Annotated in this window: 10 protein-coding genes; 8 read left to right on the plus strand and 2 right to left on the minus strand. The window is 43.5% G+C overall.

All coding sequences use genetic code 11. The features are described 5' to 3' along the window. The first annotated feature begins 24 nt into the window (after positions 1 to 24). From AC1XUD_RS15340 to AC1XUD_RS15370, 7 genes are all read left to right on the plus strand, one after another. Entirely contained in the window at positions 25 to 1,047 is a 1,023-nt protein-coding gene (locus tag AC1XUD_RS15340) for an aldose 1-epimerase family protein (RefSeq protein ID WP_483361903.1), read from the plus strand. 59 nt (positions 1,048 to 1,106) lie between these two features. After that, positions 1,107 to 2,321 (plus strand): class I mannose-6-phosphate isomerase, encoded by a 1,215-nt coding sequence (locus tag AC1XUD_RS15345; protein ID WP_483361904.1) that lies wholly within the window; start codon positions 1,107 to 1,109, stop codon positions 2,319 to 2,321. A gap of 151 nt (positions 2,322 to 2,472) precedes the next feature. Next, positions 2,473 to 3,507, plus strand: coding sequence for a sugar phosphate isomerase/epimerase family protein (locus AC1XUD_RS15350; protein ID WP_483361905.1), 1,035 nt, complete (start codon positions 2,473 to 2,475; stop codon positions 3,505 to 3,507). A gap of 179 nt (positions 3,508 to 3,686) precedes the next feature. Further along, positions 3,687 to 4,850 (plus strand): Gfo/Idh/MocA family protein, encoded by a 1,164-nt coding sequence (locus AC1XUD_RS15355; RefSeq protein WP_483361906.1) that lies wholly within the window; start codon positions 3,687 to 3,689, stop codon positions 4,848 to 4,850. Between the two features lie 97 nt (positions 4,851 to 4,947). Continuing rightward, positions 4,948 to 6,435 carry a sugar ABC transporter ATP-binding protein gene (locus tag AC1XUD_RS15360; RefSeq protein WP_483361907.1) on the plus strand — a complete coding sequence of 496 codons (1,488 nt, stop codon included), beginning with the start codon at positions 4,948 to 4,950 and terminating at the stop codon, positions 6,433 to 6,435. Between the two features lie 153 nt (positions 6,436 to 6,588). After that, the gene (locus tag AC1XUD_RS15365) at positions 6,589 to 7,506 is read left to right on the plus strand and encodes an ABC transporter permease (RefSeq protein ID WP_483361978.1); all 918 of its coding nucleotides are present in this window, start codon (positions 6,589 to 6,591) and stop codon (positions 7,504 to 7,506) included. A gap of 110 nt (positions 7,507 to 7,616) precedes the next feature. Next, positions 7,617 to 8,279 (plus strand): thiamine diphosphokinase, encoded by a 663-nt coding sequence (locus AC1XUD_RS15370; protein ID WP_483361908.1) that lies wholly within the window; start codon positions 7,617 to 7,619, stop codon positions 8,277 to 8,279. An 88-nt stretch (positions 8,280 to 8,367) separates the two neighbouring features. On the opposite strand, the gene AC1XUD_RS15375 is transcribed toward AC1XUD_RS15370, so the two are convergent. Both AC1XUD_RS15375 and AC1XUD_RS15380 read right to left on the minus strand, forming a co-directional pair. Beyond that, positions 8,368 to 10,005, minus strand: coding sequence for a M1 family metallopeptidase (locus tag AC1XUD_RS15375; RefSeq protein ID WP_483361909.1), 1,638 nt, complete (start codon positions 10,003 to 10,005; stop codon positions 8,368 to 8,370). A gap of 374 nt (positions 10,006 to 10,379) precedes the next feature. Continuing rightward, positions 10,380 to 11,360: a Kelch repeat-containing protein gene (locus tag AC1XUD_RS15380; RefSeq protein ID WP_483361910.1), complete on the minus strand. Its 981-nt coding sequence runs from the start codon at positions 11,358 to 11,360 to the stop codon at positions 10,380 to 10,382. 1,225 nt (positions 11,361 to 12,585) lie between these two features. Between AC1XUD_RS15380 and AC1XUD_RS15385 the strand changes: the two genes are divergently transcribed. Further along, positions 12,586 to 12,933 carry a GxxExxY protein gene (locus AC1XUD_RS15385; RefSeq protein ID WP_483361911.1) on the plus strand — a complete coding sequence of 116 codons (348 nt, stop codon included), beginning with the start codon at positions 12,586 to 12,588 and terminating at the stop codon, positions 12,931 to 12,933. Positions 12,934 to 13,136 lie beyond the last annotated feature (203 nt).

Genomic DNA, 13,136 nt, shown 5'->3' on the forward strand with positions numbered 1-13,136 from the left:
AAAAAATCAAAGAGTTTAAGTCGAATGTCATATAACTGGAAAGATAAAATTTCGAATCATCAGCAGCTTGGGGGTATAGAAACATCGGTTTTGGATAACGGCTCAGGTCGGGGAACCAGAATTGCGTGGATTAATACCGGCACAGGGCTGAGATTCAAAGTTGTGCTGGATCGTGGAATGGATATCGCAGATGCATTTTATAATGAGCACAGCCTGGCATGGCTGAGTCATGGTGGCGTTACTTCTCCCCAACCTTTTACAGATAAAGGCATTGGTTGGCTTCGAACTTTTGGAGGCGGTTTGCTTACAACTTGTGGATTGTCTCATGTAGGCGGTCCGGAAGAAGATCGTTTTGGAAGTAGAGGTCTTCACGGACTGATCAGCAATTTGCCGGCCGAAATAGAATCCATCATTCAGCCTGATCCGAACCGGGGAAAGCTGGATATGAGCATTACCGGAATCATTAAAGAAACTGTTCCTTTTGGTCCAAGTCTCGAACTGCGCCGTACGATCAGATGTACATTGGGCAGTGCCGAGATATACATTGAGGATGAAGTAATTAACCGGGGAAATATGCCGGCTCCACATATGTTGCTATATCATTTCAACTTCGGCTGGCCGTTGGTCGACGAGGGAACAGATATACTTTGGGAAGGGAAATGGTTTCCACGTCATGGCGAGGAAAATGCGAGGATCTTTAAGGAAGGAAATGCTTTTAAAAAGTGTCCGGCTCCATTGGAATCGCATTTAGGTTCAGGAGAGGAAGTTGCACTGGTGGATATCGAGGCAGACGAAGCGGGTATATCAACATGTGGTTTGAAAAATGACAAGCTGGGATTAGAACTGCAAATCAAATTTCAAAAGGAACAACTACCATGGTTTGCCAACTGGCAGCATTGGGGCAAGGACGAATATGTAACAGGTTTGGAACCGAGTACTCATCCGCTCACCGGACAAGCGAGCGCCCGCGCCGACGGAACTCTGATTTTTATCGAGCCAGGTGAAAGTAAAAAATATGAAGTAGTGATGTCAGTCAAGCAAAGCTGAAAAAATAGAATAGTTTAAATAAGTTTCTGAATCCAAAATCTAATATCAATTAAAAATCAATGGGAATTTCAAGTATTGCTCAAAAGGCGCTAGAACAAGGAAAGGGGATATTACGACTGGCTCCAACCTGGGTACCACGTTCATTCTGTGTGCCTGGAAGAAGAATAAAACTTCACCCGGATGACTATTATGTGTTAGGTGGCGAGCGTGGCGGGATTGACGAACGCTGGTTGTCTTCAACAACTCCGGCCGAAAACGGACCGCTTACCGGAGAAAATGAAGGTTTAAGCCAAATCGTTTTCAACGACGGGTCGGGAGTTCAAAAGGTAACACTGAAAGATGCGGTTGAAGAATTAAAGGGAGAAATCATCGGAGACAGACTGTGGGATCAATATAAAAGCTGGCCGATGTATTCCAAGTTTTTTGACAACATGGGCCCACTTCCGCACCATATCCACCACAGAGACGAACACGCTGCAATGGTGGGTCAGAACGGAAAGCCGGAAGCATATTATTTCCCGCCACAACTCAACAACCACGGAGGCGATTTTCCATATACATTTATCGGAATTGCGCCTGGTACCTCAAAAGAGCAGATTAAAGAGTGTCTGATGAACTTTACCAAGGGTGATAATAAGATCACCAACTATTCCCAGGCATTCCGTTTAGAGCCGGGAACTGGCTGGGATGTACCTCCTGGCATGTTGCACGCACCTGGTAGCTTGTGTACTTACGAGCCGCAGAAAGCATCGGATATTTTTGCAATGTATCAATCGCTTGTTAATGAGGCGATTATTCCGGAAGAGTTGCTTTGGAAGGGTACTCCGAAAGACAGAATAGGTGATTACGATCTATTAATGGAAGTAATCGACTGGGATTTAAATGTGAATCCTAATTTGATGGAAAAGCATTTCATGAGACCAAAACCAGTGAAAGACGTTGCTGAAATGGCGGCTGAAGGTTATAGTGAAAACTGGATTTGCTACAAAAATGAAGCATATAGTGCCAAGGAACTTACTGTTTTCCCGGGCCAAACCGTGACTATAAAAGACGGTGGTGCATATGGTTTGATCGTAATGCAAGGTCATGGAAAGCTGGGTGATTGGGATATCGAAACACCGGCGTTGATTCGGTACGGACAGTTGACAAACGATGAGTTTTTTGTGACAGAAAAGGCAGCCCAGGCTGGGGTTACAATTACAAACCCATCAGCCAATGACCCTATTGTAATGTTGAAACACTTTGGTCCGAACAACCCGGATCTGGTTTTATGATACTGCGGCTTTCAGCAGTCGGCCTTGATGCCTCTGCCGAAAGCCGACGACCTAAGTCATACTAAGTATCTATTCTTTTTTGAAATATAAATTTTCTTACAAGATGACTGGTAGCTAATGGCTAACAGCTAATCGCTAAAAGCTTTAATCTATGCCAAATAATTATCCCAAGCTTCATAATGCCACCTGGCCTGGTATTGTGGGCAAAGGTTCCGATTCGGAACCGCTTATTTCTTTTGACACCATGCTGGAAAAAACGGTTGCCGCTGAGGTGAACGGCGTGAAATTCGATGGTGTTGACATTGGTCTTTTTGATGATCACATCGGTGATTACCTGAATTCTGAAGATGGTGCAGAACGCCTTGCAGAAAAACTCCGAGGCCTGGGTCTCGAAGCCGGAAGTCTCGTTGCCAATGTATGGGCGGGTTCGGCAATGGGAAGTGAAGAAGCACGAAACGAATTCATAGAGCAGGTTCGCAAGGCATGTATTTTTGGAAAAAAACTGCGTGATTTGGGTATCCGGCCAAATGGAGTTATCCGTGTTGACTCGGCGGTTTCGCCTGAGGCATGGTCAGCCGATCCTGTTGCCAATACGCAGCAAATTGCCGAGACATTTAGACGTGCCTGTGACGTTGCGGCTGAGTACGGTGAAAAATTGGCGGCAGAAGGTGAAATCTGCTGGGGAGGCATGCATAGCTGGAAGGCAATGCTGGATACCCTGGAAGCAGTAGATCGTCCGAACATGGGCTTCCAAGCCGACATGTCCCATACTTTTCTTTATCTGCTGGGCTACAACAGCCCGGAGGACCGCATCCTGCCTACCGACTTTGAGTGGAGTGATAGAGCTGCTCTGGAAGAAGGACTTAAGGCAATGACAGCAAAACTGCGTCCCTGGACATTTGACTTCCACGTTGCACAAAATGACGGCACGGTCCACGGAACAGGCTCGCACGATAAAACGGGTCGTCATTGCCTCGCAACAGATCCGAATGGTAAACTGGATATCACCCACGATGCGGGCTATTGGTTGCGCGATGAAAATGGGGAATTGACGAAGGCGTTTCGACATATTTGCTGGGATGGATGTATGTTTCCGAACTCAGTGATGGGAGATCAGCAAACCTGGAATGATATCCTTGCAGCGTTGATTAAGGTGCGTGAGGCCCACGGCTGGTCTGAAGCGTAAAAGTATAGTTAGCTATTACGGACTGACGGGTTTTAGATGTCAAAGGGAAGTTTTTGACGAAACCAAAAGCGCGAAGATAGTAGCTGGGAATATTGAATCATTAAAACGAGTTATTGACAAAAGGCTAAAAGCTAAATGCGGTTTGCCGCCCAGCTAATAGCCAATAGCGTTAAAAGAACATGGCTGCACATAAAGAAATAAGAATTGCGTTGATCGGGACAGGTCTTATGGGCCGTACCCACACCAATGGATATAAAAGAATAGGCGATTTTTTTCCTGAGTTTGAATATCGCCCAGTACTTAAAGTATGTTGTTCGCGCAATGAGGAAAAAGTAAAAGCCTTTGCCGAACAATGGGGCTACGAGTCCTATGAAACGGACTGGAAAGCGGTTATAGCACGCGATGATGTGGATGCTGTCGATATTTGTACTGCAAATGACACGCATGCGGAAATAGCGCTGGCAGCAGCTGCGGCGGGTAAAATGATACTTTGTGAAAAACCGCTGGCAAGAACGCTCGCAGAAGCCAAAACCATGGTGGATGCAGTCGAAGCTGCAGGTGTAAAAAATACGGTTTGGTATAACTACCGTCGTATCCCCGCTGTAACGTTGGCAAAACAAATCGTCGATTCTGGTAAATTGGGTAAGATATTCCATTACCGTTCTAACTTCCTTCAGGACTGGACCATCAGTGAGGACTTACCACAAGGAGGTACTGCATTATGGCGTTTGGATGTTGCGGCAGCAGGTTCTGGTGTAACGGGAGATTTGTTGGCTCACTGTATCGATACGGCAATGTGGATCAATGGCGGTATTAAGGATGTTTCAGCAGTAACCGAAACGTTCGTAAAAGAGCGGATGCACAACCTGACCGGTAAAGTCGAAAAAGTGGGTATTGACGACGCATGTCTGTTTCACTGCCACTTTGACAACGGGTCCCTGGGTCTTTTTGAGTCTACGAGATATGCGCGGGGGCACAAGGCTTTGTATACCTTCGAAATTAATGGCGAGCATGCATCCATTCGTTGGGATTTGCACGACATGAACTATATCGAGTATTTCGACCATAATGATGATTCCATCGTTCGTGGCTGGAGAAGGATTTTGGTTACCGACGGCGATCAGCCATATATGAAACGTTGGTGGATTCCGGGGACCAGCATTGGATATGAACACTCGTTTATTCACCAGGCGGCTGATTTCTTTGAAAGCCTTCAAACCGGAAAAGAATGCCATCCGACATTCCAGGACGCCTACGAAACGCAGAAGGTTTGCGATGCGGTCATCAACTCCGCCAATAGCAGAAGCTGGCAGGATACAAATGTCAGCTGGAAAGAAGACTAGTCGTCTGTGATTGAAATTTTTGCCGCGCTGTCTTATGCTAATAGGGCAGCGCGGTATTTTTGAATAAAGTCTTGATATTCAGCTTTGAATACACAATATGCCTGCTGATTTTATTCTGGATATATCCAATCTGTCCAAATCATTTTCTGGAGTCAAGGTTTTGCATGATGTCAATCTGAGCATCAGAAAGGGCGAAGTGCACGCGTTGATGGGAGAAAATGGCGCGGGCAAGTCGACGTTGATGAAGATACTGATCGGTATGCTGAAAGCTGATAGCGGCTCTGTTGCTCTGGATGGCGAAAGTATTATCGACAAACGTATCCTCGAAATCCAGAAAATGGGGATATCGATGATTCATCAGGAATTATTGGTAGTGCCCGAATTGACCGTCGCTCAAAATATATACTTAGGCAGGGAAAAGCTCATTCAGAATGTCAGATGGCTCAATGACAATAAGTTAAAAGAAAGTGCTGGAAAATTACTCGACCAGCTTGGGCTGAATATTCGAGCAGACAGGCAGATGAAATTTCTAAGCGTTGCGGAAACGCAAATGGTGGAAATAGCCAAAGCCGTGTCAAACGACGCAAAGGTGATTATCATGGACGAGCCTACGTCTGCTATTTCAGACAAGGAAGTTTCCAGTCTTTTCAGAATCATTGCTGAATTAAAAAGTAAGGGCGTTGCTATCATTTATATATCTCACAAAATGGATGAGATATTCCAGATCGCAGATACGATCAGCGTCCTTCGTGATGGTCGTTTGATCGGAACGAGCCCAGCAAGCAAAACGAATATTCAATCGCTGATAACTATGATGGTGGGTCGGGAAATCACCCAGTTATTTCCGGAAACAGAGTCAGGAATTGGTGACGTGATGTTGGAAGTGAGAGATCTTTGTGTTTTAAATGGCCCTCAAAATATTAATTTCCAGGTTTGTGCCGGACAAATATTGGGTATCGCAGGGTTAATGGGCGCTGGCAGAACTGAGATTGCGAGGGCAATATATGGGCTGGACAAAATCACGAGCGGTGACGTCATTTTAAAAGGTAAACGAATTCAAATCGATTCAGTGAAACAGGCTATTCAAAATGGAATCGCCTACGTAAGCGAGGATAGAAAGGCATTGGGCTTTGTACCGGAAATGTCGGTGAAAGAAAACGTGACTTTATCCAGTTTAGCCATACACACAAATGGCATTTTTGTAAATGAAAAAAGTGAAGAGATTGCCGTTAACGATATGGTATCAAAACTCAGAATCAAGTCGGATGGTATTGATCAAAAATTGAAGAATCTGAGCGGTGGTAATCAACAGAAAGTGGTGATAGCGAAGATATTGCAGTCATCACCGGACATTATTATGCTCGACGAACCCACACGCGGAGTAGATATCGGGGCAAAATTTGAAATATATAAACTGATTCACGAACTGAAAGCGAACGGAAAAGCGATTATCCTAATCTCATCAGAACTCCCTGAAATACTGGGTATGAGCGACGAAATAATGGTACTGGCCCAAGGTTCACAAACAGCAATTTTATCAGGTAAAGAAGCGACGGAGGAATTAATTATGAAGCATGCTTTTTAACGGAGGAAAGGGAAAAAAGGGACAGGAGACGAAGCGAGAAAACTCCGTGTATCCAGCGAAAACACTGGGCTTGCCCATCTCTTAACTCTGCGTTTAAACATTTAAAACCAAAACTCCTCAGTGGAAAATAAATTAACTGGCAGGCTCTCCAACATGGGACGATATGGAATCTTCCTGGCATTTTTGTTGATATGCGTTATACTTGCAGTTTCGACACCACGATTTTTTACATTGTCCAATCTTTTGGTGATTGGTAATCAGGTGTCTATCAACGCGTTGCTGGCATTTGGCGTTACGTTTGTGATTATCGCCGGAGGGATCGATTTGTCACTCGGATCTATTGTCGCGGTGGCTGGCGTTACGGCCGCAATGATGGCGCATCCGGATACATATCCTGTCTTCGTGCCCATATTAACCGGATTAGTGGCGGGGCTGGCGATCGGGTTATTCAATGGCCTGATCATTACCAAAAGTAAAGTGCCACCGTTTATAGTTACGTTAGGAACCATGACGATTGGCCGCGGACTGGCATTGATCATTAGCAAAGGCCGACCCATATCCAATCTTTCTGATTCTTTTAATTTTATTGGTGGTGGAAATATCTTCGGGATTCCGTTTCCCATTATTTTGCTTGTCGTTTTTTATATCATTTGTTCGCTCATATTGAACAAAACCATCCTTGGCCGATATGTATATGCAATCGGGGGCAACGAAATGGCGGCCAAAGCATCCGGTATAAATGTCAATGGTGTTAAGTTGTGGGTATATAGTATATGCGGTCTATTGGCTGCTATGGGTGGAATTCTGCTTACTTCAAGAATCACAACGGGACAACCGAATATAGGCGCAGGCTTTGAACTCGATGCTATTGCCGCAGCGATTATTGGAGGAACGAGCACCTCAGGGGGAGTTGGCAAGATGTCCGGAACGCTGATCGGAGCGCTTTTGATAGGGGTGATCAGCAATAGCCTCGATTTACTCAATGTTACTTCTTATTATCAACAGGTTGTGATGGGAGTTATTATCATCGGAGCGGTTGTGTTGGATGGGCTGGGTAAAAGTCGTTCGTAGATCTATACTTGTTTTTAAACGCAGAGCCGGAGGAGTGGAGCGCAGCGTTTCGCAGGGAAAAAAACTCCGCGTAACTTAGCGTCCAAATCCCGTTAACTCCGCGTTTCAACATGTCTTCACATCATATCGTCAAAGAAAAACAAGAACCGGCGCTCATTATTGCCAATGGCGAATCCTGCAGCGAGGAACTGCTTGGACAATTGCTTGAATGGAGCCCCTTTGTGGTAGTGCTCGACCATGCAATTTACCGGGTATTGGATCTGGGTATAAAAGTCGATGTGTGGATGGGGGATTTCGATCAGCAGCACGATTTTGATATGATACGCAGTCGTCAGGAGCCGCTGGAAATTATCAATACGCCTGATCAGGAAAAGACAGATCTCGAAAAAGCTATTGATTTTCTGATCGACAGAGGATTTCCGGCAGCCAATATCGTTTGGGCAACAGGCCGTAGAGCCGATCATTCTGTAACAAATATGACCAATATAGTCCGTTACAAAAACAAGATTCGGTTGGTATTGTTCGATGACTATTCCAAGATTTTCCCACTCAGCGGTACTTTTGCAAAGTGGTATGTAGCGGGTACACCTATATCACTCATTCCAATCGGCACAGTGACCGGAATCTCGACAAGCGGTCTGAAATATAATCTCAATAACGAAAGCCTGCAACTAGGCTACCGAACAGGCAACAGCAACGAAGCTGAAAGCGACGGATTAGTTAAAATCTCAGCGGGTGAGGGAGATTTGTTGATTATGGAGTGCTGGGATTGAACGTTAAAATTCATCAATTGTAATGAAATGAGGTGAATTCTATAAAGACTCTCCTCGCCCCAAATTGTATTTTTTGTTAAGACAATTACTAGTTGATTCTGTTTTCTTTCGCCTCCACATAAAAATTTCGATCCACAATCAAATTTGTCGCTCCAGTGGCAGGAAGCGTCTGGGAAGTGGTTGATGGATGCAGCCAAACATCTTTGTCGTTGATTTTTACCTTGACTGCCATATTGAATCCATCCACTACATTTACCCAACGATATTGAAGGTCATTTCCTTTGAATGAATATTCCAATTCGGGAATTCGGATGTCTCTCAAGTATTGGTCAAATACTTTTGAAAAATTAATCCCGGATTGTTCGCTTATATATTGCTCAATCTGCGAGCTTTCGACGGTTTGGTGATAAAAGGTTTTATTCAGACCCCGAAGTATATTTCTCCATTTTTCATCATTATTGATAACCTGTCGAATGGTGTGCAGCATGTTTCCGCCTTTGTAATACATATCCCGCGAGCCTTCACTGTTCACACCGTAAGTACCAATAATCGGGATATCATTAGCGATGTTTGCGCGGGTGCCGATTACGTAGTCCGAACCTGCCTCTTTTCCATAATAATATTCGGTATACAGGTTTTCAGAGTAGTTTGTGAAACTCTCATGAATCCACATATCCGCCGCGTCTTTATATGTGATATTGTTGGCAAACCATTCGTGACCACTTTCATGAATAATTATAAAATCCCACTTCAACCCCCATCCTGTTTTCGATAAGTCGCGGCCGAGGTAGCCATTTTTGAACTTGTTGCCATAGGTTACTGAACTCTGATGTTCCATTCCCAGGTATGGAACCTGAACGAGTTTGTAGCCATCTTCATAAAACGGATAGGGTCCAAACCAGTGCTCAAACGCCTTCATCATCAACGGTACCTGCTTGAATTGCTCTTTGGCTTTATCCAAATCCTGGCTTAAAGCATAATAACTAATATCCAGCGGTCCTTTTTCTCCTTTATATACCTCTTTCCATTCCACATAATCGCCAATATTCATATTAACGCCGTAGTTATTGATCGGATTTTTGACTACCCAATTGAAGGTACGGGTATTGTCTTTGTTGGTTGTCACGGATTCGAGTCGGCCGTTCGATACGTCCATGAGTTTTTCTGCCACCGTGATGCTTATGCGCATACCGTCTTGCGGCTCGTCATACATATGGTCTTTGCAAGGCCACCAAACACTTGAGCCCAGACCCTGGCATGAAGTCGAGATAAAGGAATTGCCTTTTGTATCATATTCCCACTGCACGCCTCCGTCCCATGGCGGTCTTTTAGCCAACTTCGGTTTGCCTGAATAAAAGACTGTAATGGATTCAGTTTTGCCCTTTACCTGCTTTTTGCTTAACGTCACAAAAAATGCATTGCCGTCTCTTTTAAAAGAAACCTCTTTACCATCCTGCGTGATTTTGCTGATCACCAAGGGTGTTTGCAGATCAACTTGCAAAAGCTGATATGGGTCAAGCACTTTATAGCTGATCGTATTGCTGCCGGTAATTGTGCTGTCTTTTTCGTTCGGAGTGATTTTTAAATCATAATGAGTAAGGTCCCACCATTTACGTTCAGGGGTTATAGCTCCACGCAAAGTATCGGCATGAGTAAATGTTTGGGTTTGAGCGATGGACGAAAACGAGATCAACGCCAACAGCAAGGCCAGGGAATACTTAAACATATTTATGACGAAATGATGGTTGGATGCAAAGGTAATGGTTGAATTGAGCGTAATAATAATGGTTTTTCAGTTTAAAGGGCTGCTGCCGGCGTATTTTTAGGCCATCATTCCACCAAATGATAATCCGATGATGATATTGGGTTGGGGGAATCTACCTGGCCCGCCATTCGAAATGCATACTCTTTGATCCTCTCATTGTATGTAGGAAGAACCCATTTGAGGAAATGGGGCGTATAATCTGAAAAATCTATCTTTTGAAAAACCCTTTCGTCAGCTCCCAGGCCACTAATAATATTGATATCCTTTTTCAAAAATTTGGATTTTACGAACCCCTTACATATTTGGCGATTTGTTGGATTGAATTTATTGAAAAATTACCTATCCAAAATCTCAGTATCATTCAACTCCGGACCACCACCTCTGTTGGCTGAGCCAGCTGCGATGTATAACTTTTTGTTAATAACCGCGGCACCGGTTCCGTGCCTTCCCTGATGCAGAGAAGGCAGTTTTTCCCAAACCTGCAATTTTGGATTAAAGGCTTCTACCTCACTATGCGCGGCTTCCTGAGCTCCACTTTCGCCGCCGATTACTAAAATCAAATCGTTCCAGACCACAGTCGTATTCCCCGCGCGTAGAGTAGGCAAATTTCCTGATTCACCGAGCGTTGTCCATTTGCCGCTTTTAAAATCATATATATCCACCTCTTTTATGGTAGTATTCAAAACCTGATTAATTCGGGCCGTTGAAAGTCTTCCGCCAGCCACGTACAATTTGTTATTATGAACGGCTACCTGTACATGATCTCGTGGCCTGGGTGCATCCGTTAACTTGCTCCATGTGTTGGTGGCTGGGGTATATTCATCAAACCATGCAACCTGGCCGTCCCAATGTCCATCCTGAATACCACAAACCAGATAAATTTTGTCGTTCATCGCGAAGGCACCGGCGGCTCCACGTCTTCGATCCGCGGGGATTTCCGGTCCCATTCGCCATTCGTTTTTTGCAGGGTTGAAAATGTAAATATTTGGAATAGGTAATTCATGAGGATAACTTCCTGTGAACGCGCCAAGTACATATATTTCATCTTTGAAGGAAACAGCCTGGAAATGGCTCATTTCAATAGGCGACTTGGCCAGGGTAGTCCAGTTGTCCTTTTTTGGATCATACTCGTCTACGGTTTTAATACCTCGTCCACCCAACAAATAAAGTTTTCCATTGACCGCCGCCATGGCGTTTTCGTGACGTTTGTCGGGTAAGTTTTCAGGCTCAACCACCTTCCATATTTGTGCCTGTGCTAATAAGGAAGAACTGCAAATTATACCAATCAGAATGGCAGATTTGAGAATGGTTTTCATGTTTGGCTTTATTGAGATGAAAAAGGGCTCATCCGTGAACAAGCCCTTTGGATCAATAAATATAAAGAATTCCCTGTTCTTTTGAGGGTGGGGTTTTCTTATTTCTCACCAAACATCAGGATTAGTTTATTAAGCCCTTTATGAACAGGTTTTGTATTGTAAACTTGATGTTCTCCTGTGTAGATCAGAGTTAACCACGGAGTGTACGAAGTGCGGCACTGAGTTACGCGGAGTTTGATTGGAAGCTATAAAAAAATGGGATAAATATTTTGTATTATAAACTCAGTGTTACTTCATGCATAACTCAGTAAACACCGTGGTAAATAACGGTTTCATAAAGTGGCGTGAACATCCTTTACTACATCTATATGAAAAACAAAATTTCATCCAACAGATTATCAATGAAAGTGTGCTTGATGATACATACACACTACCTAACAGTTAACCACGGAGTGTACGAAGTGCGGCACTGAGTTACGTGGAGTTTGATTGGGAGCTATAAAAAAAATGGGATAAATATTTTGTATTATAAACTCAGTGTTACTTCGTGCATAACTCAGTAAACACCGTGGTAAATAACGGTTTCATAAAGTGGCGTGAACATCCTTTACTACGTCTATATGAAAAACAAAATTTCATCCAACAGATTATCAATGAAAGTGTACTTGATGATACATACACACTACCTAACAGTTAACCACGGAGTGTACGAAGTGCGGCACTGAGTTACGCGGAGTTTGATTGGGAGCTATAAAAAAAATGGGATAAATATTTTGTATTATAAACTCAGTGTTACTTCGTGCATAACTCAGTAAACACCGTGGTAAATAACGGTTTCATAAAGTGGCGTGAACATCCTTTACTACGTCTATATGAAAAACAAAATTTCATCCAACAGATTATCAATGAAAGTGTACTTGATGATACATACACACTACCTAACAGTTAACCACGGAGTGTACGAAGTGCGGCACTGAGTTACGCGGAGTTTGATTGGGAGCTATAAAAAAAATGGGATAAATATTTTGTATTATAAACTCAGTGTTACTTCGTGCATAACTTAGTAAACACCGTGGTGAATAACGGTTTCATAAAGTGGCGTGAACATCCTCTACTACGTCTATAAGTAAAACCTCAAACAAAATCTCATCCAGGAAATTATCAATGAAAATGACTTGAGGATATATAGCCACTCAATAACATTTAACCACAGAGTTTACGAAGTATGGCACTGAGTTACCCAGAGTTTGATCAAATTACATATCGGATTTTAGCTTCAGCGTACTCCGTTCATACTGCACTGGGACCAGGATTGCTAGAACATGCCTATAAAGAATGTCTTTTCTATAAAATGATGAAAGACGGTCTTTTGGTTGAAAAGGAAAAACCGATGCCCTTGATTTTTGAAGACGTAAAACTGGAATGTGGTTACCGGATTGACTTATTGGTAGAAAATGCCATTGTGCTTGAGCTTAAATCCGTGGAGGCTTTGCACGATGTCCATTCGTCACAAGTTTTGACTTACATGCGGTTGGGTCAATATAAAGTCGGTTATCTTATCAATTTTATGTGAGCAGCTTAAAAAATGGGTTTAAGCGTTTTGTACTGTGAACTCGGTGGTGAATAATAGTTAACCACCGAGTTACTCGGAGTATGGCACTAAGGCACACATAGTTTGATTTGGAAGTTTAATGTTTTGTACTGTAAACTCGGTGTCGCTCCGTGCATAACTCAGTCAACTCCGTGGTAAAAAGCAGTAAACCACGGAGTTTAATT

The organism is Dyadobacter sp. HNCC25DJ184 (assembly GCF_056895215.1).

Bases quoted from the DNA above. Each gene is read 5' to 3' on its own strand.
- AC1XUD_RS15365 (WP_483361978.1), top strand. From the start codon at position 6,589: ATGGGACGATATGGAATCTTCCTGGCATTTTTGTTGATATGCGTTATA.
- AC1XUD_RS15375 (WP_483361909.1), bottom strand. From the start codon at position 10,005: ATGTTTAAGTATTCCCTGGCCTTGCTGTTGGCGTTGATCTCGTTTTCG.
- AC1XUD_RS15380 (WP_483361910.1), bottom strand. From the start codon at position 11,360: ATGAAAACCATTCTCAAATCTGCCATTCTGATTGGTATAATTTGCAGT.
- AC1XUD_RS15355 (WP_483361906.1), top strand. From the start codon at position 3,687: ATGGCTGCACATAAAGAAATAAGAATTGCGTTGATCGGGACAGGTCTT.
- AC1XUD_RS15360 (WP_483361907.1), top strand. From the start codon at position 4,948: ATGCCTGCTGATTTTATTCTGGATATATCCAATCTGTCCAAATCATTT.
- AC1XUD_RS15385 (WP_483361911.1), top strand. From the start codon at position 12,586: ATGGCACTGAGTTACCCAGAGTTTGATCAAATTACATATCGGATTTTA.
- AC1XUD_RS15345 (WP_483361904.1), top strand. From the start codon at position 1,107: ATGGGAATTTCAAGTATTGCTCAAAAGGCGCTAGAACAAGGAAAGGGG.
- AC1XUD_RS15340 (WP_483361903.1), top strand. From the start codon at position 25: ATGTCATATAACTGGAAAGATAAAATTTCGAATCATCAGCAGCTTGGG.
- AC1XUD_RS15350 (WP_483361905.1), top strand. From the start codon at position 2,473: ATGCCAAATAATTATCCCAAGCTTCATAATGCCACCTGGCCTGGTATT.
- AC1XUD_RS15370 (WP_483361908.1), top strand. From the start codon at position 7,617: ATGTCTTCACATCATATCGTCAAAGAAAAACAAGAACCGGCGCTCATT.